Annotated in this window: 22 protein-coding genes; 10 read left to right on the forward strand and 12 right to left on the reverse strand. The window is 38.9% G+C overall.

Annotated features, from left to right (window positions below; all coding sequences use genetic code 11):
- Window positions 1-30: 30 nt before the first annotated feature.
- Both BUA72_RS15845 and BUA72_RS15850 read right to left on the reverse strand, forming a co-directional pair.
- A complete protein-coding gene (locus tag BUA72_RS15845) occupies window positions 31-540 on the reverse strand; it encodes a TlpA family protein disulfide reductase (RefSeq protein WP_228407900.1) in 510 nt (169 codons plus the stop codon).
- A gap of 1 nt (window position 541) precedes the next feature.
- Window positions 542-976, reverse strand: a complete 435-nt coding sequence (locus BUA72_RS15850; protein WP_072923841.1) for a rhodanese-like domain-containing protein — start codon at window positions 974-976, stop codon at window positions 542-544.
- Between the two features lie 150 nt (window positions 977-1,126).
- On the opposite strand from BUA72_RS15850, the gene BUA72_RS15855 reads away from it, so the two are divergent.
- Together BUA72_RS15855 and BUA72_RS15860 are read left to right on the forward strand one after the other, a co-directional pair.
- A complete protein-coding gene (locus BUA72_RS15855; protein WP_072923842.1) occupies window positions 1,127-2,785 on the forward strand; it encodes an FAD-binding dehydrogenase in 1,659 nt (552 codons plus the stop codon).
- A 107-nt stretch (window positions 2,786-2,892) separates the two neighbouring features.
- The gene (locus BUA72_RS15860) at window positions 2,893-3,696 is read left to right on the forward strand and encodes an SDR family oxidoreductase (RefSeq protein WP_072924166.1); all 804 of its coding nucleotides are present in this window, start codon (window positions 2,893-2,895) and stop codon (window positions 3,694-3,696) included.
- Window positions 3,697-3,878: 182 nt separating this feature from the next.
- Here the strand turns inward: BUA72_RS15860 and BUA72_RS15865 are convergent, their stop codons facing one another.
- From BUA72_RS15865 to BUA72_RS15895, 7 genes are all read right to left on the reverse strand, one after another.
- Window positions 3,879-4,415 (reverse strand): hypothetical protein, encoded by a 537-nt coding sequence (locus BUA72_RS15865; RefSeq protein WP_072923844.1) that lies wholly within the window; start codon window positions 4,413-4,415, stop codon window positions 3,879-3,881.
- Window positions 4,416-4,460: 45 nt separating this feature from the next.
- On the reverse strand, window positions 4,461-5,453 hold the full coding sequence (locus BUA72_RS15870) for an aldo/keto reductase (protein WP_072923845.1): 993 nt from the start codon (window positions 5,451-5,453) through the stop codon (window positions 4,461-4,463).
- A gap of 185 nt (window positions 5,454-5,638) precedes the next feature.
- Complete coding sequence (locus tag BUA72_RS15875) at window positions 5,639-6,517, reverse strand: hypothetical protein (protein ID WP_228407901.1); 879 nt, start codon at window positions 6,515-6,517, stop codon at window positions 5,639-5,641.
- Between the two features lie 28 nt (window positions 6,518-6,545).
- Window positions 6,546-7,376 carry a complement C1q domain-containing protein gene (locus BUA72_RS15880; protein WP_072923847.1) on the reverse strand — a complete coding sequence of 277 codons (831 nt, stop codon included), beginning with the start codon at window positions 7,374-7,376 and terminating at the stop codon, window positions 6,546-6,548.
- A gap of 11 nt (window positions 7,377-7,387) precedes the next feature.
- The gene (locus BUA72_RS15885) at window positions 7,388-8,215 is read right to left on the reverse strand and encodes a complement C1q domain-containing protein (RefSeq protein ID WP_072923849.1); all 828 of its coding nucleotides are present in this window, start codon (window positions 8,213-8,215) and stop codon (window positions 7,388-7,390) included.
- Between the two features lie 245 nt (window positions 8,216-8,460).
- Window positions 8,461-8,781, reverse strand: a complete 321-nt coding sequence (locus BUA72_RS15890; protein WP_072923851.1) for a helix-turn-helix domain-containing protein — start codon at window positions 8,779-8,781, stop codon at window positions 8,461-8,463.
- 13 nt (window positions 8,782-8,794) lie between these two features.
- Window positions 8,795-9,229 (reverse strand): helix-turn-helix domain-containing protein, encoded by a 435-nt coding sequence (locus tag BUA72_RS15895; protein WP_072923852.1) that lies wholly within the window; start codon window positions 9,227-9,229, stop codon window positions 8,795-8,797.
- A 662-nt stretch (window positions 9,230-9,891) separates the two neighbouring features.
- Here BUA72_RS15895 and BUA72_RS15900 point away from each other — a divergent pair.
- From BUA72_RS15900 to BUA72_RS15935, 8 genes are all read left to right on the forward strand, one after another.
- The gene (locus tag BUA72_RS15900) at window positions 9,892-11,493 is read left to right on the forward strand and encodes an AraC family transcriptional regulator (protein ID WP_072923854.1); all 1,602 of its coding nucleotides are present in this window, start codon (window positions 9,892-9,894) and stop codon (window positions 11,491-11,493) included.
- Between the two features lie 186 nt (window positions 11,494-11,679).
- Window positions 11,680-13,524, forward strand: coding sequence for a chloride channel protein (locus BUA72_RS15905; RefSeq protein ID WP_072923856.1), 1,845 nt, complete (start codon window positions 11,680-11,682; stop codon window positions 13,522-13,524).
- A gap of 198 nt (window positions 13,525-13,722) precedes the next feature.
- Entirely contained in the window at window positions 13,723-14,589 is an 867-nt protein-coding gene (locus BUA72_RS15910; protein ID WP_002979276.1) for a sigma-70 family RNA polymerase sigma factor, read from the forward strand.
- 66 nt (window positions 14,590-14,655) lie between these two features.
- Entirely contained in the window at window positions 14,656-15,087 is a 432-nt protein-coding gene (locus tag BUA72_RS15915; protein ID WP_072923857.1) for a hypothetical protein, read from the forward strand.
- A 58-nt stretch (window positions 15,088-15,145) separates the two neighbouring features.
- Entirely contained in the window at window positions 15,146-15,745 is a 600-nt protein-coding gene (locus BUA72_RS15920; RefSeq protein ID WP_072923859.1) for a hypothetical protein, read from the forward strand.
- The gene (locus BUA72_RS15925; RefSeq protein ID WP_072923860.1) at window positions 15,745-16,251 is read left to right on the forward strand and encodes a GNAT family N-acetyltransferase; all 507 of its coding nucleotides are present in this window, start codon (window positions 15,745-15,747) and stop codon (window positions 16,249-16,251) included. The genes BUA72_RS15920 and BUA72_RS15925 overlap by 1 nt, the downstream gene beginning before the upstream one ends.
- Window positions 16,252-16,262: 11 nt before the next feature.
- Window positions 16,263-17,381 (forward strand): FAD-dependent monooxygenase, encoded by a 1,119-nt coding sequence (locus BUA72_RS15930; RefSeq protein WP_072923862.1) that lies wholly within the window; start codon window positions 16,263-16,265, stop codon window positions 17,379-17,381.
- 279 nt (window positions 17,382-17,660) lie between these two features.
- Complete coding sequence (locus BUA72_RS15935; protein WP_072923864.1) at window positions 17,661-19,700, forward strand: S9 family peptidase; 2,040 nt, start codon at window positions 17,661-17,663, stop codon at window positions 19,698-19,700.
- Between the two features lie 379 nt (window positions 19,701-20,079).
- On the opposite strand, the gene BUA72_RS15940 is transcribed toward BUA72_RS15935, so the two are convergent.
- The 3 genes from BUA72_RS15940 to BUA72_RS15950 all read right to left on the reverse strand — a co-directional run bounded on the left by BUA72_RS15940 (window position 20,080) and on the right by BUA72_RS15950 (window position 23,759).
- A complete protein-coding gene (locus BUA72_RS15940) occupies window positions 20,080-22,701 on the reverse strand; it encodes a multicopper oxidase domain-containing protein (RefSeq protein WP_228407902.1) in 2,622 nt (873 codons plus the stop codon).
- Window positions 22,702-22,789: 88 nt separating this feature from the next.
- The gene (locus BUA72_RS15945) at window positions 22,790-23,263 is read right to left on the reverse strand and encodes a DUF3347 domain-containing protein (protein ID WP_034725497.1); all 474 of its coding nucleotides are present in this window, start codon (window positions 23,261-23,263) and stop codon (window positions 22,790-22,792) included.
- Window positions 23,264-23,378: 115 nt separating this feature from the next.
- A complete protein-coding gene (locus BUA72_RS15950; protein WP_228407903.1) occupies window positions 23,379-23,759 on the reverse strand; it encodes an HYC_CC_PP family protein in 381 nt (126 codons plus the stop codon).
- Window positions 23,760-23,782: the final 23 nt, after the last annotated feature.

A 23,782-nucleotide genomic window follows, 5' to 3' on the forward strand; every position in this document is an offset into this window, starting at 1 on the left:
TGGAATTTTATATTCAAGTTGATTATCCTTTTATTTTTTCTGATTAAAATATTTCCCAATAAACTCCTCCAGCTCCTTCCCATGAAGGTTTTTAGCCATAATCTTCCCCTCTCCATCAATAATAACATTAAAAGGAAGTTCCTCAATATTGTATGCTTTAGCTACCGGGCTTTTCCAGAATTTCAGATCACTCACCTGAATCCAGCTGATCCCGAAACGGTCAATCGCTTTTTGCCAGCTCTCTTTATTTTTATCTAAAGAAACACCCAGTATTTCAAATTCTTGCCCTTTAACCTGATCAGAAAAAGTATTATATAAAGTTTTAAGTTCCGGCTGCTCACCAACACACGGTGCACACCAGGTCGCCCAGAAATCAATCAGGACCACTTTTCCCTTTAATGATGAAAGAGAAAATGAGCTGTCGTCCGGTTTTGATAAGGTAATTTCAGGAGCCTGTTCTCCAACCTCGATTTTAGATTGCTGTGCAGCGGTATATCCTGTAAGAATGAGCACAGAAAATAAAGTAAGAAAAGCTCTCATATTAATCATTTGTAGGATAATCTTTATCCAGCCAATCCACTTTGATGTTTTTTGGAAGGTTTAAAAGTTTGGCATTTTTGAAGCCCATTTCTTGTAGCAGTTTAAATGCAGGACGGATATTCGGGCATTTCACAAAAGGACAGCATCCGCAATAAATCACGACTTCTTTTCCTTTAGGGATGTTTTTAAGGTAATTTCTTAATTTTTCAAGATTTTCAGGTTCATGTGTCGGACCAATATCCACGGAGCCTTTGATAATAGCTTCAGGACCTACAGAAATGATTACTACATCTTTTGCTTTGTTTTCTGTGATTCTTGCGGCTAAAAGTGCCGGATCCATCAGTTGACTTTCATTCCACGGATCCTGTGTCTGCTGTGCGGAAAACTGGCTGAACATGGAACAGACCATGAATGCCATGATAAACAAATATTTCATTCTTCTATTTTTAACAAAGATATAAAATTAGCCATCAGCTCTATGATAAGCATAAGGAAGTTTGATCTGTTTTAATCCATCTGAGCGTAAAAATTTTATATATTTATTGTAGGATATATCATCAAAGTACAATCAAACCCAATCAATACCATGGAAGAAAATTTCCAGCCTGACGTCATTATTATAGGAACCGGATTGGCAGGACTTACGGCTGCTATGGAAATTACCAATGTTGGCAAAAAAGTGCTTCTTCTGGATCAGGAAACAGAACAGAACATCGGTGGGCAGGCATTCTGGTCATTCGGAGGACTATTTCTGATCAATTCCCCACAACAGCGCAGGATGGGGATTAAGGATTCCTATGAACTTGCCCTTCAGGACTGGAAAGGCACAGCTGGTTTTGACCGTGAAGAAGATTACTGGCCCCGAAAATGGGCAGAGGCTTATTTAAAATTCGCGGCCCATGAGAAGTACGCTTACATTTCTAAACTGGGGATCAAGCTTATGTTTATGGTAGGCTGGGCAGAACGTGGTGACGGATCAGCAACCGGCCATGGGAATTCCGTCCCCCGGTTTCATGTCAGTTGGGGAACCGGAACGGGCGTAATAAAACCCTTTGTGGATAAAGCTTACGAGGCTAAAGAAAAAGGTCTTCTACAGATGAAATTCAGGCATAGAGTGACTGAACTGATCACAGAAAACGGTAAAATTAAAGGTCTTAAAGGCGATATTCTTGAAAATGATAACAAAGAAAGAGGTGCTGAAACCAGCAGAAATGTGATCGCTGCATTTGAATATCACGCTCCCCATATCATTGTGGCATCCGGAGGAATAGGTGCCAATCATGAATTGGTAAGGAAAAACTGGCCGGAAAGATTAGGAAAAGCGCCTGAAAATATGGTTTGTGGTGTCCCTGCTTATGTGGATGGTAAAATGATTGGGATTACAGAAAATTCCGGAGCGCACATTATCAATCCCGACAGAATGTGGCATTATACGGAAGGCATACAGAACTGGAACCCGATATGGCCCAAACACGGCATCAGAATATTACCCGGCCCGTCTTCATTATGGTTTGATGCTAAAGGAAACCGTCTCCCCGCTCCTTTCCTGCCCGGATTTGATACGTTGGGAACACTGAAGCATATACAGGATACAGGATTTTCCTATTCCTGGTTTATTCTGACGCAGAAGATCATCAAGAAAGAATTTGCCCTGTCCGGATCAGAACAGAATCCGGATATTACGAATAAAGATTATGGCTTGTTTCTAAAAAGAATCTTTGGAAAAAAAGCACCGGGACCTGTGGAAGCTTTTAAGGAGCACGGAAAAGATTTTATTGTTTCCAATGACCTGAAAGATTTGGTGGAAAGAATGAACCAACTGTCTGGCGAGCATCTTTTGAAATATGAAAAAATTAAAGAACAGATCGAAGCCAGAGACCGTGAGCTGGATAATAAGTATTCAAAAGATACCCAGGTTAATTACATCAGAAATACACGGAATTATTTAGGGGATAAATTAGGCCGTGTAGCCGCTCCGCATAAAATATTAGCCCCTGAAAATGGCCCTCTCATCGCTGTCCGTCTCAATATTCTTACCCGGAAAACTCTGGGAGGAATTAAGACCAATCTCAACGGACAGGTTTTAAGGGAAGACGACAGTGTTATTGAAGGTCTTTATGCTGCGGGAGAAGCCGCAGGCTTCGGAGGTGGTGGAATGCATGGCTACCGAGCACTGGAAGGAACATTTCTGGGCGGATGTATCTTTTCAGGAATGACAGCCGGGAAATATATTGCCGGACTTTAGAGAATTCGAATGTTAAATATCAATGATGAATTTTGCTTTGCACATGAATGATGAATAATAGATTCAAGAAGCACGAGCCAATAACCAAGATTTTAAATACCCATACAATGAGCAGATATTTTGATCATAAAGTCGTTTGGATTACAGGCGCTTCATCAGGAATTGGAGAAGCGCTGGTGAATGAACTGGCTGCCAAAAGCAGTGCGAAATTGATTCTTTCCTCAAGAAATAAAGAACAACTGTATGCCGTTGCAAAAAAAGCAGGACTGGATGCTTCCCGTTTTGCGGTACTGCCATTGGATCTGGAAGATTATAAGAAAATGCTGGATATCGCAGCCGAAGCGATAGAGACATTTGGAAAAATTGATATCCTGATCAACAATGCTGGACTTTCACAACGGTCTCTTGCTATTGAAACGGATATTGAAGTAGACAAAAGGCTGATGGATGTTGATTTTTTAGGCACTGTAGCACTTACCAAAGCCGTTCTTCCTTATATGATCAGGGATAATGGTGGTCAGATTGCTGTGGTAACAAGCCTTATGGGCGTTTTCGGAGCTCCGATGAGAAGCAGTTATGCCGCGGCAAAACATGCCCTTCATGGTTTTTTTGATACGCTGCGTGCAGAATTATATACCAAAAAAATTCTGGTTACTTTGATCTGTCCAGGCTTTATACAGACTAATATTTCCGTTAATGCAGTGACGGGTGACGGCTCTTTGCAGGGAACAATGGACGATGCTACAGGAAAAGGTATGCCTGCTGATGTTTTTGCCGGAAAGATGCTTGCTGCAATAGAGAAAAAGAAAAACCAGGCGGCTATTGGCGGTCAGGAAGTGATGGGAACTTATCTGAAGAGATTTTTTCCAGGTCTGTTGGCCAGAATTGTGCGTAAAGCAAAAGTGGTTTGATTGATTATTGTCAGGAAGTTGGAAGCTGGAAGAGGGAAGTTATTGGAGTCCAAAACATAGCTACAACACAGTTTTTTATTAACTGTCATCGAAAATACAGCAAAAAAAATCCATGTCAAGGATTTCAACCTTAACATGGATAAACTTCCATCCCCTTTCTTCCCTCTTCCAGCCTGATTAAACTATTTCAACTGATTCTCAGATTCAAACTGCCTCTGTAGCGTAAAGCGTTTTTCATCTGCTTTGAAAACCTTCTGATAGAGTTTTTGTTTTTCGCGACCCAGTTCAAGCATCTTGTCCTGTGAAGCACGGATTACTTTTTCATCCTTGCTGTAGCGCATCAGTTTTTCCTGTTCAATTTCTTTTCTTGAAAACATAAAAAGTTCTTTCAGCACAACATAATAACCCACCGCTGCCTGCTTAACTTCTTTTCCTTTTTTAATACCGTCAGTATCCACTTTTTCAATGTCTTTAATAATGTTATTGAATTCAGCTTCCTCTTTGTCGATGATATACAGCGCTTTTATGTAATCATGAGCGATCAGATAGTCCAGTTTCGCAGATTCAAATCCTTTTTCACCGATCAGCATTCCGGATGTCTGGGATTCTTTTTTAGCAAGAACCGCTTGAAGATCTTCAGCTTTTTTATTGCTGCAGGAATGAAGAAGCGCCATTACAGCAATCATCAGTAAAACCTTAAAAGACATTTTCCAGATCATAAGAATAAATTTAACAAGTAATTAATGTATAAAAATAATTTATCACTAACGGTTGGGAACCTGGGCTTTTTCGTAGATCAATCCTTCAGATTTCAGTTCATTCCAGAAGTCTGCCGGAATATCTGCATGAAGAGCATTCACATTATCTTTGACCTGTTCTGTTGTACTTGCTCCGGGTATTATAGAAGCAAATTCATCAGAGGCCAATACAAAATGCAGGGCGGCATGAACAATATCCGTGTTATGTTTGTGAGCAATATCTGCTATTCTGGATCGTTTTTCTGCCATTGCCTTTGGAATTACATCTTTATAATTGTATCTTTCTCTTCCCGCGATATACCCTGAATTATACCCTGCACCCGAAACCAGTTTAACACCTGCTTTTTTTACAGCCGGAAGAAGCCTGTCAACCGCATCTTCATGTTCCAGAATTGAATATTGGGTAGCAGAAAGACAGATATCAGGATCCGCAGATTCAATGCAGTCTAAAATGGGTTCAATTTTATTCACTCCCATTCCCCAGGCTTTGATAATGCCCTGACTACGTAGCTCGGAAAGCACTTTGAAGGCTCCTTCTCTTGCCTGTTTCAGAAAATAAGGATAACGGTCTCCCACCTGATCTTCAGACAGATCATGAATGTACACAATATCAATATGATTCAGTCCTGTTCTCTGTAAACTGTCTGCAATGGACCTTTTGATGGCATCCGCGGTATAATCATGCTTAAAATCATAATTCAAAGGTTTTTTCCACATGGTAGGCGGAACTTCAGACTCCGGAACCTCATGGAAAAGTCGTCCTACTTTGGTTGAAAACACAAAATCATTCCTGTCCTGATCTTTCAGAAAATCGCCGAATCTTCTTTCACTTTTTGTAAGTCCGTACCACGGAGAGGTATCATAATAACGGATACCCAAGTCCCATGCGGCCTGAAGGATCTGATGCGACTTTTCATCACTTATATTTTCGAAGGCAGTTCCTATGGCAACTCCTCCTATTCCTAATCTGTGCTTTTCTGTTAAAACATCTGTTTTCATATAACTGTATTTTAAGTGTTGGTCATAAACAGGATGCAAACATCGTGCAGGGCTTACCCATGAAAGCAAAAACGGATAAGAACCATCTTTTAAAGAAATAGGTTTAAATTGCTGTTTTATAACAATTTAAACCTAGTTACCGAATCTATACATTGAAGAATTAAAATTCAATGATACTTTGATAATTACTGCTCAACAATGGTCAAAACATTGTACCCACCTGTATTCAGGAGAGGACGTTTGTCCGGATCCCAGGATACATTGATCCATACAAAAGGTCTTAGTTTATCCCCTGCATTCAGATATAAACTTGCTGTACTTGCGGACCCAACAATCACTGCATTGGGAGCGTTTCCTGTATCCTGTGGGTAACCGTTGTTGGTTTTAATTCTCTGTATCACTGCGTTGGAAGGATTTCTTACTTCCCAGATCGCTTCAGTTTGGTTTTGTCCGAAACTGGTATTCACCTGGCTTGGTGCAAGCGCAAAAGTAAAAGTCACAAAATAAACCCCTGCTCTTGGAGCAATAAACTCTCCTGTAGAAGGATTAAAATTCGTTCTTGGCTGCCCGGAATCCGAATCCAGTTTTTCAGTCCATGACGTAAGATAAGCAGAAGATCTTCCCGGAATTCCGTCTGTATAATCTCCCACCGGCCAGAGACCGGTTTCAAAAACGGTAGAATTATTGTTTGTTTTTTCTGCCATCACTACGATTCTTGGCTTTCCATAAGGTAAAATGGGAACCCAGACTGTTCCGTCAGAGTATTCGATATATCCCTGCACTCCGATGGCTGGGTTCGGGTTGTAACGTACAGCACCGGCACCGGCTTCGGTTGCGGTTTGATTGGTCATTCCTATTGCCATAGAACCATTAACTCCGTTTCTAAGGTCAATAGCCGTTTTGGGAGCAGCTACGCCTACACCTATTTTTCCGGTTTTGTCAATCACTACTTTTTCAGTTGCATTGATCTCAACGGCATTGGTTGAACCGGGATTATTAATACCGATACCTATCTGTGCTGATGCATTGCTGGAAAGGACTCCAAGACCTATGAACAGCATCATTTTTTTATTTAATTTCATCATCCTTTGTTTATAGTTCGTAAATGCTGATACTGTTATTGGTACCGCTGTTGGCTGTGTTTATACTTCTGTTGCCTCCGAAATTGTGGAACACTTTAAACTGAATCGTATTCCCTGTAGACAGATTGAAAATAGCGGTACAGTTGCCTCCTACAATATTATTCACCGTAGAAACATCCCAGGCCGGATATGAATTGACACTTCTGTAAGTCTGGATATTATTCGTGGCTGTATTGCTTTCAATGATAGTCTCTATTCTGGAGTTCTGTGCAATATTCGCATCAGCCAGTGTAATGTTAAAAGAAACGATGTAAAATCCATTTCTCGGCGCTGTAAAAGTTCCTGAGCTCGCAGTAAAATTAGACTGAGCATCGGTAAGTACGGACCATCCATCCACCTGTGTTGTTGCATTATTGGTTAAACTAAGAGCGCTGCTTTTATTAGCCAGCACCAATGCTTTTGGAGGTAAGGTCATAGGAAGATTATGCCATGCGACACCATCGGAATACTGAATAATATTTCCTGTATTATATCTGATCGCTCCGCCACCGGCAGCTGAAGCGGTCTGTGTACTCGTCCCCAAACCAATAATTCCTTTCTGATCAGCAGAACGGACATCTACTTTTGTTATTGGGTTTAAGAGTCCTACTCCTAATTTTCCGTCAGAGGTGACTACAACGTCATTTAATATCTGAGGTGTGGCAGGTGGAACAATGGTGTTGTCTTTAGCAGCATCTACGTGAAAGGTCTGCATAGGGTCTTTCGTGAATACCCCGGTTTGCGCGTGCATAAAGAAGGGAAGGAAAAAGATCAGTCCTTTATAGAGAGTCTTCATTTTCATTTTTGTGTTTTTTAATGTTCAATAATAGTCAGATTGTTGAAACCTGCATCCGGATTGGACCAGTCTGCATTCACCCTTAAAGCTCTTGCAGCAGATCCTGCAATATTTTGATTAAGTTGCGGACGTACCGTCTGATTGGCATTTAAGCTCACCGTAATCGCCGCAGAACCACCCACCTGAGCATCTTCATTGGCGCGGGCAAATGTCTTGTAGGAACGGGCCAGAATAGCACCTGTAGTAGGGCTGTAAAACTGACTGGTAACTTCAGAAGAATTGGCCACCGAACCGGAAACAAAATTATACGTCATCAGAAATGTATACACTCCAGCTCGTGGAGCAGTGAAAATTCCTGTGGAAGGATCAAAACTGTTGGAAAGGTCTCTCACTTCGTCCCATCCGGTAATATTGACATCGGAATTGTAGGCTACTGAGAACGGACTTGTCATTCTTGCCACGACTACCGCTTTGGTAGGCAGGATCAATGCTGTTTCCCAGACATTTCCATCCGATACCTGAATTTTGGCCTGAGTCGGTTCATATCTTACGGCTCCTGCGCCGGCAGCATTGGCTGTCATCGTTGTGGAACCCAGGCCTACTGCATTCTGCAGGCCTGCAGATCTCATATCAAGTTTTACAGTGGGATTGGAAACACCAGCTCCTATAAAGCCTGTGTTGGTAATGATAAGGTCGTTGCTGATCTGTGCGGGAGTTGCCGAAGCTGCATTATCTTTTGCACCGTCTACATGCAGATTGCCTAGCGGGTAACTGGTGTTGATTCCTATCTGTGCACTCATAAGGCACGAAGCAACCAAAGCCAGGGATAGCAGGTTTTTTTTCATTGTGTTGTGTTTTTTTATTTGTCCTTATTGTATGGAATCTACTGGTTTTTAATTGATTTATTAACTGTTGAATTCCAAACCACAAAGTAAAGTAATCTTTTTGAAATTATTTTTAAAATTGAAAATTAAAATTATATCATGAATACAAAATTTGATAAATTATTTGAGAACCGGAAATATCAGTTGTACTATTTTCAGAAAAAATCACATTAATTAAAGTCTGTAATACGCTACTTTAAAGCTCTTTATACAAACTTCTTCTTCCATTTTGCAATGGTATTTCTGCTTAGTTTAAAATGTTGAGCCAGTTGAGAATTGTTCCAGTTATGCTTCTTCTGATAATCCAGTATTTCCAGAATCGATTGCTGATCGAAAGAGCGGTGTTTCTGATTAAAATTAAATGTGCTCTTATCTTCTCTGTCGTCAAGAATACTGTTACATTGGATGACATCGAGTACGGAAAAATTCTTTTTGGAAAGTATGATTTTAAAATCCTCCTTTTTTTCAGGATATTTTTCGTTGACGAGATCTGTATAAATTCTTTTGTAATCGGGGATATTTTTCATCGTGTGTGTGTGTTTATTTTTCTATCAGGCTATATTTATGGAGCCATTTGTAAAGGGTGCTTTTGGGAATTTTGTATTCAGACATCACTTTCGATTTGGTCATCTCCCCCTTTCTGATTTTGTCCAGTATAAATTCAATGATTTCCTTGTTATACAAACTTTTACGGAAAGCAGGAAGTGAATCCGGCAATTTCCTTTTTTGTACATAATCCATAGAAGACTGTGGAGAATAAAGAATCAGATGTTGGGAATATAGCCTGAAAAAGTCATATTCCAGCAGTTTGGCCCATCGCAGAAGCAATTCCGTATCCAGAGATGAAGACTGGTACATGTTGAGGACTTCATTTTCGGACGTGTTTAAAAATTTACAGATACGACTCATTTCAATGTCGTTTTCAGCAACTCTGTCTTTGATCATTGATCCAATATTGAGATTTTTCAGATCCATATTTTTTTACTATTTGTGTTTAAATATCTGAGGATTAAATTTTTATTCTTTAAGTTGAATAAAATGAAGACTGAATAAAGGAAAAGCAATAGGACAAAATCCCTAATTGAGGAGATTAGAAATCCTGACCGTTCTATTGCTTTTCATAATTGTGTTTTAGAATTTTCAGCCTGATTTTATATATGATATATAGTACAGCATATAAGATCCTGATACAAGATTATATGTTTATCCGGAGATACAAAAGCAGATCCTGTAGTAAATTCTGAATATCTTACCACCATTGAGCAAGCTCGTCAAAAGATATAATTCCGTTATTTGACAACGATTTTCAGCTATACATCCGGAGTTCCGGTTTTCAAAACAGAAATTTTTTTTTCATCATTTTCGTTCTTATTTACATTAAACTTCTTTTCAAAAGGGCATGATATTAAATTTAAAAAGTTGAATTAAAAAGATATGAAAGGAATGTTTTCTGAAATAAGTGGACTTTTCAGGCAGTTTCCAACAAGTCAGTTTTATAACCTAAAATTTGGATTTAAATAATTTACAATCAATTCATTAATAATTTCAATCAATACAATTAATTCTGAAAATATTACACTTACATTAGGTTTTAATTATTAATATTGTACTTAATTTGCTCTTTCAAAAAACACACAATGAAAACCACCGTTTTACTTCTCTTCTGTTTGGTCTTTGGGCTATTTCAGGCTCAGTTCAATTCTGAATTTCCTACAAATGCCCAAGTTGACATAGAAATTACCCGGGCTGAAGAATTGGCTAAAAACAATCCTGCCCAATCCATAGAACTGGCGAACGAGATCTACCGTATTTCCAAAAAAACAGATTATAGAAAAGGAATGCTGGAAAGCATCACCATCCTTATGGCCAGGTATTTTGATGCCGGAAATCACAAAAAAGTAATCGACCTAAGCACAGAAGCAGAAAAACAGGCCCTGGAAGCAAAAGATGATGCAAAGCTGGCTAATATTTACCGTTTAAGAGCCAATTCCTATACAGAATTAGGCTTTAATAATGAAAGTATCGTAGAATTCAGAAAAGCTTTAACAATTGCTGAACAAATAACGTCTGCTGATAAAAAGAATTATTTGAAATCTTTAATCTACACGGGCATTGGATCGCATGCAGCTCATGTGAATTCGCCGTTGGATTCGGTCATCTATTATCAGAAAAAAGCTCTGGAAAGCGCTGTTCATATGGGAGACACTAAAGATTTTATGGACAGAAAATATCATCTCCTCGCCTTGTGTCATATGAATCTGGGGATGACCAGCGTAGCTTCCAACCGGATAAAAGATGCCGAAAATTATTTTGGAAAAGCCCTGGAAATCGCTCAGAATAAAACATATCCCGTCTCTAAAAACCTCGAAGTCACCATCCTGAACGAATATGCCTGGTTATATCATGATCAGAAAAAATACAGTCAAGCCGTCTATTACGCAGAAAAGGCCGAGCAGCTGGAGAAAGCTATAAAGATTCCTTATATCCGAAGAGATATTTATGAGGTTTATTTCAAATCCTATGTGGAACTGGGAAATAAAGACGCTTCAAAAAAATACATGAACCTGTACACCAAGCTTAATGACAGCCTCGTCAACGAAGAAAAAAAGACGATCAATACGCCCGTAAAAAAGATGCTGGATGAGCAGGGCAAAACGCATTCTGGGGATATTCAGAAAATTCTGCTGCTTAGCCTTGGATGTATCGTGATTCTGTTTGTAGGTGGACTGCTTTTATGGAAGAGAAATCAGAAAAAACTGCATGACAGCTACGCGGCCGTTATTCAAAACCTGAAAAAGGCTCATGAACAAGCTCCTGCAGAAACCATACAGCAGGAAATATCTTCAGAGAAAAGCATTAATATCACCGATGAAACCGTGAAAATGATTCTGACTAAGCTTGAAAAATTCGAAAAATCTCAAAAGTTCATCAAGAAAGACCTGAGCCTCACTTCGCTGGCCAATGATCTGAATACCAACACGAGATATCTTTCTGAAATTATTAAACTGTACAAAGAAAACAATTACAACAATTACATCAATGGTCTCCGGATCAGCTATATCACCAATAAACTTTATGAAAACCCAATTTACAGGGAATACAAAATCAGTTATCTCGCGGAAGCCTGCGGATTTTCATCAAGGGAAGTTTTTGCAGTGATCTTTAAAAAGGAGACCGGAGTAAGTCCCTCCTATTTCATTAACAACCTGAGAAAAGACAGTCTGGAACCAGTCACTTGATGTCTTGTGATTCTGACTGATTCAAACTTATTAAAAATTAAGAAGAAAAGATTAAAATCAAGCAATAACCTGTTTATTAGTTGCTTAAGTAGGGATATTGTCGTTTAAGGACTGTTTTAGTGAAAATTTTTATAAAGATATTTCATAAATTTACAGAACCATTACGGTTTTAAAATTGGTTCCCAGGTGAAAATTCACAATAAAAAAAAGTATTTAAGCTTTCTAAAATTTAAACGAGACTTTCAGGAGTACGGACTGGAAAAGGCGCGCAGCTACGAGCTGATCCTGCATTGGCTGAATAACAGACTCAGCAGAAATCAGTTTCTGGTGCTTTCCGGAATCCTTGTGGGTTGTACCGCCGGTTTGGCCGGAGTGATCCTGAAAACGCTTGTGCATACCATTCATAATTTTATTACCCATATTCATTTTGAGTATCAAATCCTGTTTTATATTGTCTTTCCTTTTTTGGGAATTGTACTGACCACAGCGATCGTGATTACTATTTTTAAAGGTCAGGACCGAAAAGGAATTGGTGCTATTTTGTATGAAATTGCCCAAAATTCAAGCATCGTGGCTTCTGTAAAAATGTATTCGCAGGTTATTCAGAGTGCGGTGACGGTTGGTCTTGGAGGTTCTGCCGGATTGGAAAGTCCTATTGCGGTTACGGGTGCGGCTATCGGTTCCAATTATGCACAAACTTACAGACTCAGTTACAAAGAAAGAACCCTATTATTGGCTGCAGGCGCTACGGCGGGAATTGCTTCAGCATTCAATGCTCCTATTGCAGGAATTATGTTTGCTTTTGAAATTCTTCTGACAGGCGTGGTTTTCACAGACTTTATTCCTTTGGTGGTAGCAGCGGTCTGCGGAAGTCTTTTGTCAAGGGTTCTGCTTCAGGAGGATATCCTTTTCAGATTTTATGCAAGAGAAGCTTTTAATTATAAAAATGTTCCTTACTATCTTATTCTGGGTATTGTAACCGGCCTTTATGCCCGTTATTTTGTGGTCATTTCCCAAAAAGTTGAACACTTTATCAAAGGGCTGAAGCTTTCGAGGATGCGTAAGGCGATGTTCGGAGGTCTGGTGCTGTCGCTGTTGTGTGTCCTTTTTCCGCCATTATTCGGGGAAGGATATGAAACGGTAAAAGAATTTACCAACGGAAGTACCCACTCTATTATCAGAAACAGTTTCTTCAGATATTTTGAGATCGGCGACTGGACTATTATTATATTTTTGGTGCTGGTTTGCCTTTTGAAAGCTTTTGCCACGTCTTTTACGATATTCAGCGGAGGGAATGGCGGTAATTTTGCACCGTCGCTTTTTGCAGGAGGTACCGTTGGGTATTTGTTTGCATTGGTATGTCAGCATATCGGGTTTACAGATGTTCCGGTAACGAATCTTGTGCTGGTAGGAATGGCCGGAGCGATGAGCGGTGTACTGTACGCCCCTCTGACAGCCATATTCCTTATCGCCGAATCCAGTTTCGGATATGATCTTTTTATTCCGTTAATGATTGTTTCGATCATTTCTTACCTTATCGCCAAATGGTTCTCCCCGATTTCTCCGGAGTTAAAATCTCTGGCCGACCAGGGGAAAATATTCACCAATAAACATGATAAGAACCTTCTTTTTGCTTTAAGAACGGAGGATTTTATTGATAAATATTCAGAAACGATTAATGAAAATGCTTCAGTCAATGAATTATTTGAACTGGTAAAAAACGGAAACAAAAATATTTTCGCGGCAACGGATGAAGCCGGAAAACTGAAAGGAATTCTTACTTTGGATGATATCAGGCCGTATCTATTTAACAAAGAAATTGACAACCTTCAAATTGTATCTCAGATTATGAAAGCTCCTCCGGCAGTCATTTACCGTGAAAACCAGCCTTTGGAAATTCTCCAGATCTTTGATGATACCGGCGTGTGGAATCTTCCTGTAACCAGTGAAAACAATGATTTCATAGGATTTATTTCAAAATCTTCTATCCTGATGAGCTACAGACAGCTTTTGAAAGAGTATTCGGAGTAAGATTAAGGTTGAAAAATTATATCTCAAGGTTTAGTTTAAATATATACAATCCGTCTGATATCTGACATCTGATGTCTTATATCTATCATAAAAATCCACCTCCCAACCCATAATTTAAAAAATAATTAAAACTGGTGTAACCTTTTTATCACTTCATACGTATAATATATAGTAACTCTTTTTTGAGGATAAAAATAGATGAGACAATTAAAAATCACTAAGCAGGTTACCAACAGGGAAACTGCTTCATTAGACAAGTATTTGCAGGAAATTGGTAAAGTGGAACTGATCACTGCGGACGAAGAAGTAGAATTGGCACAAAGAATACGTGCGGGCGACAGAGCAGCACTGGAGAAATTAATCAAGGCCAACCTTCGTTTCGTAGTTTCCGTATCTAAACAATACCAAAATCAAGGTCTTTCTTTACCCGATTTGATTAATGAAGGTAACTTAGGATTGATGAAAGCAGCAAAAAGGTACGATGAAACTAGAGGTTTCAAATTTATCTCTTATGCGGTATGGTGGATTCGTCAGTCAATTTTACAGGCATTAGCTGAGCAGTCTAGAATTGTAAGGCTTCCGTTGAATAAAATCGGCTCCATCAACAAAATTAATAAGGCATACGCTCACCTTGAGCAGGAAAATGAAAGACCACCTTCTCCGGAAGAATTGGCTGAAGTTCTTGACATGAGTGAGGAAGATATTAAAGAATCTATGAAAAACTCCGGAAGACACCTGTCTATGGATGCACCTTTAGTAGAAGGTGAAGATTCTAATCTTTATGATGTATTGCGTTCAGGAGAATCTCCGAGCCCGGACAAAGATTTGATGCTTGAATCTCTTCAGATTGAAATTGAAAGAGCATTGAATACCCTGACTCCAAGAGAGGCAGATCTGGTAAGATTATACTTCGGACTGAACGGGAAACACCCGATGACTTTAGAAGAAATCGGTGAAACTTTCGATCTTACAAGAGAGAGAGTACGTCAGATTAAAGAAAAAGCAATTAAGAGACTAAAACATAATACCAGAAGCAAGATCCTGAAATCTTATCTGGGTAAATAATTTTTAGCGTAAAAACAATGTATGCGGAGTCTGTTTTCAGGCTCCGTTTTTTTTATTTTTGTATGTATGAATACAGATGTATCTTTTTTAATCGGAGGAATCATTTTAGCTTTTGTCTTAATCAATCTATTGCTCTATTTTTATCACAGACATAGACGGACTATTTTTTTTAAATACATACATGACAGAGACTATACACTCGTAGAAAATATTGAAACCAATATAGAAAGCTATTCCAAGATGAGCTCTAAACTCACCTACTTTAAGGCAAAGGTTGTTTTCTTAGATGACGAAATCTTTATTATTCATTTCAACGGCCCTATTCTACAGCTAAGCAGCAGTCCGGAAATTTTCCCATCCGTTTCTCCAAGGTTTATAACTTCCCTTAAAGAAATACACAATGATATCCTAAAAATAACAGGTGATACAGCCATAGGGAATTTTAAAATTTCTTTAAATTTTAAAAATAAAAATATTGATTTGCATTCAGTTATATAAGTGATGTAACAATTTTTAGACTATCTTCAACTAATAAGGAACACCAATTAAAAAAAATATGAAAAAAATACTTTTCGCTTCCGCTCTGGCTTTATCCATGCTTTCCTGTAAAGAAAACAAACCCGGAAATGTTCCGGCTGTGGAAAATGCTGTTGACAACGCAGAATCATCCGTTTCAGGTTCTTTGAAAAGTTATCGTAAGGATAATATGATCGATAAAATTTATTTTGAACTGATGAAAAATGATAAAAATCTGAAAGCTCTGGACGACAGATTGACTCATTTGTTTGAAGAAAATGGAAAGGTGCTGGAAATTTATGGAACAACACTCCATAAATCTGAATCTTATTATGCCGATGCTTATCTGCAGGCCGGTACTATTAAGGATTCCCTTCTAAAACAGCAACTGGAAAAAGAGATCAAAGTAAACGATGAAGCTTACAGCCAGAAAATAAGCAAAGTAAAAGAACTGATCGCAAAAGTAAATAAAAATGGTGATGACATCAATAATCTGTACACCGCCTTTAAAATCAGAAAAACACTTCCTGAAATCGGAAAATACCAGAATGCACATCCTATGAAAACGGATAGCCTGGAAAACTTTATCAAAAAACAGAATCAACTTCTTGACCAACTGAAAAAAATTGAAATAAAATAATGAACTACACCACAAAATGGCTTAACGATACTACACGAACTGAAGAACTGGTTGATTTTTTCATCGCACACAAAACAGATTCCTATATCTCCCACGGTGAGATTATTTCAGGAAGAGCCTTAGATTCAAATCATTGGAACCCTGACCTTAAAAACATACTGACAGCGCAGTTTAATTCTGGTTTTGATGCGGATCATACCTCGCGATTAAGTATTCTTGTTGCTGAAAATGAGGACGGAAAAATCATCGGAATGCTGGTTTTCAATATAATCCATGGTTTTAAAAATTACGCCGTACTGGAAGATATGCTTTTAGATCATTCTCTACGCGGGCAATCGCTTGGAAGTACACTTCTGAAAAAAGCTGTGCAAGAGTCTAAAAACTGGAACATCAGTTTTATGATGCTGGAAAGCGGTCTTGATAACACCGGAGCTCATCATTTTTTCAATAAATACGGATTTAAAAAAGTATCTGAAAATTATATTTTAACCTTTAAGCAAGATTAAAACCGATTCTCATGAACAGCATTTCAATCATAGGAGCCGGAATTGGCGGACTGACTCTGGGAAATATTCTGAAGCAGCAACAGCTTGACTTTAGCATTTATGAATCTGCCCCGGAAATAAAACCTGTAGGCGCCGGAATCATGATGGCCGTCAATGCCATGCAGATCTTTGACAAACTAGGTTTAAAAGAAAAAATTGAAAATGCCGGCAATAAAGTTCACGGAATTTCTATAACGGATGAATCTTTAAAACCGATCACTAAAACCAATATAGCTGTACTGGAAAAAAAATACAGTTCCTGTAATGTCGCCATTCACAGAGCAGAACTCCAGAAAATTTTGGCAGAAAACATAGGCTATGAAAAGATCCATCTCAATCATTCTTTACGCAAAATAGAGAAAAAGGAGAACTATATTTTAGATTTTGAAAACGGAATCCAGACGGAAAGTGAAATTGTCTTTGGTGCAGACGGCATTAAATCCAACATCCGGAACCAGATTCTGCAAACCGGAAGCATCAGAAACGCAGGCCAAAAATGCTGGCGCGGACTTGTAGAATTCGACTTACCGGAACAGTTTAACCAAGAAGCCATTGAAATGTGGGGAAAAGGAAAACGTTTCGGTTTTGTGAAAATTTCTGAGAAAAAAGTCTATTGGTATGCTTTGGTTAATGACCGAAAACACAAACGCTACTTCACACTGGCGGAAAATTTCAGCGAGTTTCATTCTCTGATTTTACAGATTATTGATGCAACTTTAGAAGAAAATATCATCCTTAACGATATTACTGACCTGTCTCCTATTCCCAACTGGCATTCGGATCACCTGTGTCTGATCGGAGATGCTGCCCACGCCACCACACCCAATATGGGTCAGGGCGCCTGTCAGGCTATTGAAGATGCTTATATCATCGGGAAATTATTGGAAAACAGCCGGGATTTTAACAAGATTTTTGGGGAATTCCAAAAGATTAGAAGGAAAAAAGTAGATTACATCGTAGATACAAGCTGGAAAATCGGAAAGATTTCGCAGTGGGAAAAAGGAAATGCATTGCGTAATTTTTTTATGCGGTTAATTCCCGAAAGTACCCATCAAAAGCTGGCAGAAAAAATCATCCGGCTGGAAATGTAAAGTCTAAATATAATTGTTAAACCTTCGTTTTTTAATAACTCTATTTTTATTTTTTAGAATTATACCCTTCTAACCCAGTTAAACAGATAATAAAACGATCTATTTTTAAAATAATTGATTAAAAAAATTATTGCAACATTGTTGCTTATATTAAAATAAACACATAAAACAATGACTTAAATTAATAATATACAGCAATTTAGCTTATTGAACTATTCTTTTTCTAAATATATTATGAACCCTTTTTTTTCATACATTTAAATATAAAAAAAATGAAAAATGAAAAAAATCTTTTATTTGTTACTTTTAATGATTGGACTGCAGATCACACACGCACAGGAAGTTCCATTGCTGGACAGAGAATTGTTTTATGGAAATCCTGAAATTTCCGGTGGACAGCTAAGCCCCGATGGGAAATGGATTTCTTTTATGAAACAATATGAAGGAATCATGAATATCTGGGTAAAAAAGGTGGATGAACCTTTTGATAAAGCACGCCCGTTGACTGACAGCAAACGTCCGTTGGCCGGATACTTCTGGTCGGAAAACGGGAAGTACATCTTGTATGTAAAGGACAACAACGGGGACGAAAATATGAATATTTTTGCCGTAGATCCTACCGCAAATGTGGATAAAGTCGTTCCTGAATCAAGAAATCTGACACCGCTCAAGGAAGTCACCGCTCAAATTCAAATGGTGAGCAGAAAAGACCCCGATCTGATGATCATCGGACTGAATAATAGAGATAAAGCATGGCACGATCTCTATTCATTGAAAATTTCTACCGGTGAACTGAAAAAGATGTATGAAAATAAGGAGCGCATCACAGGCTACGACTTCGATTGGGATGAAAAATTAAGAGTACTGTCTAAAACAGATGAAAAAGGAACCACTCAATTCCTGTACAAAGAAGGCGATAAACTGACCCCAATCTATGAAACACTGGTAACGGAAGGTGCTTATATTGCCAGCTGGAATGAAGATAATTCAAAATTCTACTTAGTAACCGATAAGGGTGATCTGGATAAATCCACATTGTTTCTCATGGATCCGAAAACCAGGCAAACCACGAAAATAGAAAGTGATCCGAAAGGGAAAGTGGATTTCGGAGGATTATCTATGGACAGGAATACAAGAAAAATGATTTCAACGTCCTATACCGGCGATAAGACTGAAAATTATTGGAAAGACAAAACATGGGAGGCTAACTATAAATTCCTGCAAAGTAAATTCCCGGGAAGAGAAGTTGATTTCTCAAGCTCTACAAAAGATTATTCTAAATTTTTAATTACCGTTTGGGGCGATAAATATGCATCTGAAGCTTACTTTTTCGATGCGAAAACCAAGGAACTTGTATTTCAGTATACCCCAAGACCTCAATTGAAAAAAGTTGAAAAGTACCTGGCTTCTATGACTCCTGTTACTTACAAAAGCAGCGATGGTCTGGAAATTCCGGGATACCTTACTATCCCTACAGGATCTACAGGGAAAAACCTGCCGGCAGTGATTTTGGTGCATGGAGGGCCAAAAGGACCAAGAGATAACTGGGGATACAACTCAACTGTTCAGTTTTTAGCCAACAGAGGATATGCTGTACTGCAACCCAACTTCAGAGCAAGCGGAGGTTACGGTAAAAAATTCCAAAACGGCGGCGACTTACAATGGGGGAAACTGATGCAGGATGACATTACCTGGGGCGTAAAATACCTTATCGACAATGGAATCGCTGACAAAAATAAAGTAGTCATTATGGGTGGAAGCTATGGTGGTTATGCCACACTGGCCGGTTTGGCTTTTACGCCCGATCTGTATGCCGGAGGAGTGGACATCGTGGGACCAAGTAATATTTTCACACTCATGGATTCTATTCCTGCCTATTGGGAAGCGGCACGTGCCTCTTTATACGGGATGGTAGGCGATCCAAGGACAGAAGAAGGCAAGAAACGGATTAAGGAAGCAAGTCCACTGTTTAGCGTAGATAAAATTGTAAAACCTTTATTGATTATTCAGGGAGCCAATGATCCAAGAGTAAAACAGGCTGAGGCTGACCAAATTGTGATCGCTCTTCGTGAAAAAGGAAAAAAAGTAAATTATATCCTGGCAGATGATGAAGGACACGGATTCAGAAAACCGGTTAATAATATGGCGATGTATGCGGAAACGGAGAAATTCCTTTCAGAAGTCATCGGAGGAAGATATCAGAAAGAGATGCCGGAAGCGGTAGCCAAACGTCTGAAAGAAATGACAGTTGATATCAAAAATGTGACCTATAAACCCGCTGAAAAAGCAAAAGAAGCCGCTCCGAAAGCTTCAAAATAAAATAGAAATTGATTTCAGGGGCTAAATAAAGAAAGCCGGTTCATCTTAATTATGAGCCGGCTTTTTGTTTCTAGTTTTTAAACACAAATGACACGAATGGGTTCACAAATAACACGATTCAATAACCTGAATTCTGGGTGAGAAAATTTAAATTATAGGAAGCAGAAAGAATAACTACGGGTGTTGGTAATTTCATTCTTGATCCTTGTCAAGATTTAGAACCTTGACAAGGATAACCGTTCCTTCATCTATTTACTACCTATCAAAAGCTTATCCCAAACTCCGGGTAGATAGAATTTATTTGTGCCTTTCGTGTAAAAGATTTGTGTTATTTGTGTTTAAAACTAAAAAAGGCTGTCATTATCTGACAGCCTTCTCTTTAGTAGGTTAGCGTAAGTCCGGCTCCCCAGCCCATTTCATTATCATAATTTCCGGATACGGATACCCATTTCTGCAGAATATATCTCAATCCTGTTGAAAATTCTCCATCCGAATTCAGACTGAAGTTTCCTCTGACTCTTCTGGAAATCGGAATATCTTCTCTGTTCAATTCCAATAATACTTTCCCGTTCTGATCCACACTGGCATCAGCAGTGACCAGCATCGGCAAAAGATACTGTACACCGACCATGAAAGCATATTGATTCTTTGAAGCCTTCTCCTGTCCGAACCATGTCTTTTTGCCCCGGAATTTCATTCCCATATCTTCCGTCATCTGCCTTTCCATAATCTCATGGTTTTTCTGAATTCTGAAACCTGCGTAAGGAAGTGCCCACTGGAATTTCCCTAAGAATCTTCCTACTTTCACATTTCCTTCAAAATGATCAAAATCCCAGTTAGAGTGAAACTGGTTCAGATTCGCCCATCTCGGTCCGAACATCGTCATACTTTCCGCATGTATTTTATTGCTTGCGATATCCAGCATTCCCATGGAGCTGATCATTTTATTATCCTTCAGGAAATTTTTCCAGGCCAGTTTTCGGTTCGGCAGCTGTGGATTTGGTTTTGAATTTTCATAGCTGAATATCCTTCCCATTCCGGCCATCATATGGTATAAAATATGACAGTGGAAAAACCAGTCGCCATCCTGGTTGGCTGCAAATTCAATGGTATTGGTTTCCATCGGCATGATATCGACTACGTTTTTCAGCGGGGAATATTCTCCTTTTGAATTGATCAGTCTGAAATCATGGCCGTGAAGGTGCATCGGGTGGCGCATCATTGAATTATTATACATCGTAATTCTCAGGATCTCCCCTTTTTTCACCAAAATTTTATCTGTTTCTGTAACCGTCTTATTATCCAGCGTCCACAGGTATTGATTCATATTTCCTTCCAGCGTAAATTTCAGTTCTCTTACATTTTCATCCGGAAGAATCGTCTTTTCAGGAGATTTTAAAATATTATAGGACAGCCTTTTGATCGTTTTCTCTTCCTTCATATCCATCCCGGAATGATTTTCATGTCCCGAAACTACCTTTGAATGGTCTTCTTCCTTCATCTTAATCCCCATCATTTCATTCATGTGTTTCATGGTCATTTTTCGCTGACTCTCCGGAAGTTCAGGATACATTACTTCGTTCATATCCATCATCTGATTACCCATCGTCATATTCATCGGTTTCATATTACCGCTCATTTCCATCATGCCGTTCATCATTTTCATTCCTTCAAAGAGCAGTAGTCTCGGCAAATTCGGTGCTTCCACTTTTTCACCGGAACCGAGCCAAAGTGAAGCGTGTCCTACCCTGTCCTCTGATGTAGAACGGAATTCAAAGCTTTTGTTTTCAGGAATGGTCACTTCAATATCATAGGTCTCGGAAACCCCGACAATCAGGCGGTCTACTTCCACCGGAACCACGTCATTACCATCATTTCCGATTACTTTTATTTTTCCGCCTCCATAATTCAGCCAGAAATAAGTGGATGAACCACCGTTGGCGACTCTTAGCCTTACTTTATCCCCGGCTTTCAGATTGGAATACTCAGTGCTTGGAAGTCCGTTGATGAGAAATTTATCGTAATAAACGTCACTGACATCCATGGCTTCCATCCTCTTCCATTCATTCACGGCTTTTGTCCCGAAGTTTCCGGATTTTATGGCTTCCCAATAACTCTGTACCGCATTCTTTTTAATGGCATACCAATCTGTATTCGCCATGTGAAGCCTTCTTGCAATCTGCATCGGATCTTCATCGCTCCAGTCTCCAAGTAATACCGGAATTTCTTTTGTATAAGATACTTTAGGCTCGCCCTCTCTTTTATTGAAAACCAGGATTCCATTCATTCCGATCTGCTCCTGTAATGCTTCATGTGAGTGATACCAGTATGTTCCGTTTTGAGATACTCTGAACTTATACAAATGCGTCTCACCAGGTGTTACAGGCTTTGTGGTAAGATAAGGAACCCCATCCTGCTCGTTGGGAAGAATCACGCCATGCCAGTGAAGGCCTGTATTTTCCTTCAACATATTGTGAAGATAGATCTCTGCGGTATCTCCTTCTGTAAAATATAAGGTTGGAGCCTGCAGTTTTCCGTTGATGGCAATCGCTCTTCGGTTTTTTCCGGTGAAATTCACAATCGTATCTTTTACATACAGATCATATCTCACCGTCTTTCCACCAAATGTTACTTTCCCATTCTCAGAATTTCTTTTAAATACCGATGGTTCTGTTTTAGTCTGAGGCTGAGATTCAGGCTCAGGTTGAGGATTCGTTTCAATTTTTGGGTTTGTATTAATCTTTACCTCAGTCTTAGTCTTGGCCTTAGCCTTAATTTTATTTTCCGTTGGCTTCTGTACTATTTTCTGCTCCGGTTGCACCGTAGCTTTCGGTTTCATTACAACGGTTTTCTTTACCAGCGTCATATGGCATTTCGGGCAGTCTCCAGGTTTTGAAGATACGACCTCGGCATGCATCGGGCAGGTATAATAGGTTTTCGTTGTTTGTGCGAATGTAAAAACAGAGAACAAAAGCATCAGAAACAAGATGAATTTTTTCATACTATTCCGAACTTTTTAAAGCTGCACAGCTTAAAGTCAATAATAAATTAAGCTACACAACTTATTGTTTTAAAACTAATTATAATAATTATTTTATTTCTGACTTTACACTTCCACAAGTAAGCATGGATTTTCCGTAGTAAGGATTAGCGATCTGTTTTTCATCGCTTAACCAGTTTGAATCAGCCATTGGGCAATGCTGTACATACACCGGTTTTTCAGATAGTTTGAACTCTTTGGTTAAAGCGATCATATTTTCAGAAAGGTTGGAGAAAGTTTCTCTTTGGGCCGAAATATTTCTGGCATCGGAAATCACGGTGGCGTCTTTTCTCAGGATATTAAGATTGCCTTCAGAAACCATTTTATAATCAACAGTTGAGGCTGTTTTAATGAATTCTGTGGCAGCTTTTGAAGTTTTATCGGCATCATCTGAAGCTAAAGCTGATTTGATAGCGATGTAGTTCTGATACAGTTTTGAAACCTGAGCGTCTTTTTTAGACTGTGCAGAAAGTGAAACGATTGAGAATAAAGAAAATGCTGCTGTAATGATATATTTTTTCATTGTTTTAAATTTTAGAATTAATTTTTAGTAAAGAATAACTGAAACGCATGATGCGCTGAACCGTGTCGTCCACGAAGGAATGCTTATCTGAACACTACCAGACAACAGACGGATCTTAAATTCTAAAATGACAATGATTGAGATAGATGGGAACCGGTTTGTATTCGGGTGGCCCATTGATTCTTATCTGGGTAAATTTTGTAGCGGAAAAAGATTTGTCGGCAAAGAAAAAAGGCTGTTCCGTAAGTGTTGGAACGATCTGGCTTAAAAAGTCGATCATCAGCAGATCAGATTTCTGGGAATCATCTACTTTTACCACCTTGATTTCAGTCTTACAACATCCTTTTTTTTCTTTGACCCCACATTTGCCACAGATATCCGTGGTTTTCTGGCTTACGGAAACAAACTCCTCCATACAGAAATGTACGCTGAATGCTGCTCCGGAAGAAAATCCGAAGTAGAAAACAGAGAAAAATATGGCGAGAATCTTTTTCATTGGTAAGACAAAGGTAAAAATAT

Origin of the sequence: Chryseobacterium sp. OV279 (assembly GCF_900128945.1) — a bacterium.
In the GTDB taxonomy this organism is placed as follows: domain Bacteria; phylum Bacteroidota; class Bacteroidia; order Flavobacteriales; family Weeksellaceae; genus Chryseobacterium.

Bases quoted from the DNA above. Each gene is read 5' to 3' on its own strand.
- BUA72_RS15845 (WP_228407900.1), bottom strand. From the start codon at position 540: ATGAGAGCTTTTCTTACTTTATTTTCTGTGCTCATTCTTACAGGATAT.
- BUA72_RS15850 (WP_072923841.1), bottom strand. From the start codon at position 976: ATGAAATATTTGTTTATCATGGCATTCATGGTCTGTTCCATGTTCAGC.
- BUA72_RS15855 (WP_072923842.1), top strand. From the start codon at position 1,127: ATGGAAGAAAATTTCCAGCCTGACGTCATTATTATAGGAACCGGATTG.
- BUA72_RS15860 (WP_072924166.1), top strand. From the start codon at position 2,893: ATGAGCAGATATTTTGATCATAAAGTCGTTTGGATTACAGGCGCTTCA.
- BUA72_RS15865 (WP_072923844.1), bottom strand. From the start codon at position 4,415: ATGATCTGGAAAATGTCTTTTAAGGTTTTACTGATGATTGCTGTAATG.
- BUA72_RS15870 (WP_072923845.1), bottom strand. From the start codon at position 5,453: ATGAAAACAGATGTTTTAACAGAAAAGCACAGATTAGGAATAGGAGGA.
- BUA72_RS15875 (WP_228407901.1), bottom strand. From the start codon at position 6,517: ATGATGCTGTTCATAGGTCTTGGAGTCCTTTCCAGCAATGCATCAGCA.
- BUA72_RS15880 (WP_072923847.1), bottom strand. From the start codon at position 7,376: ATGAAAATGAAGACTCTCTATAAAGGACTGATCTTTTTCCTTCCCTTC.
- BUA72_RS15885 (WP_072923849.1), bottom strand. From the start codon at position 8,215: ATGAAAAAAAACCTGCTATCCCTGGCTTTGGTTGCTTCGTGCCTTATG.
- BUA72_RS15890 (WP_072923851.1), bottom strand. From the start codon at position 8,781: ATGAAAAATATCCCCGATTACAAAAGAATTTATACAGATCTCGTCAAC.
- BUA72_RS15895 (WP_072923852.1), bottom strand. From the start codon at position 9,229: ATGGATCTGAAAAATCTCAATATTGGATCAATGATCAAAGACAGAGTT.
- BUA72_RS15900 (WP_072923854.1), top strand. From the start codon at position 9,892: ATGAAAACCACCGTTTTACTTCTCTTCTGTTTGGTCTTTGGGCTATTT.
- BUA72_RS15910 (WP_002979276.1), top strand. From the start codon at position 13,723: ATGAGACAATTAAAAATCACTAAGCAGGTTACCAACAGGGAAACTGCT.
- BUA72_RS15915 (WP_072923857.1), top strand. From the start codon at position 14,656: ATGAATACAGATGTATCTTTTTTAATCGGAGGAATCATTTTAGCTTTT.
- BUA72_RS15920 (WP_072923859.1), top strand. From the start codon at position 15,146: ATGAAAAAAATACTTTTCGCTTCCGCTCTGGCTTTATCCATGCTTTCC.
- BUA72_RS15925 (WP_072923860.1), top strand. From the start codon at position 15,745: ATGAACTACACCACAAAATGGCTTAACGATACTACACGAACTGAAGAA.
- BUA72_RS15930 (WP_072923862.1), top strand. From the start codon at position 16,263: ATGAACAGCATTTCAATCATAGGAGCCGGAATTGGCGGACTGACTCTG.
- BUA72_RS15935 (WP_072923864.1), top strand. From the start codon at position 17,661: ATGAAAAAAATCTTTTATTTGTTACTTTTAATGATTGGACTGCAGATC.
- BUA72_RS15940 (WP_228407902.1), bottom strand. From the start codon at position 22,701: ATGAAAAAATTCATCTTGTTTCTGATGCTTTTGTTCTCTGTTTTTACA.
- BUA72_RS15945 (WP_034725497.1), bottom strand. From the start codon at position 23,263: ATGAAAAAATATATCATTACAGCAGCATTTTCTTTATTCTCAATCGTT.
- BUA72_RS15950 (WP_228407903.1), bottom strand. From the start codon at position 23,759: ATGAAAAAGATTCTCGCCATATTTTTCTCTGTTTTCTACTTCGGATTT.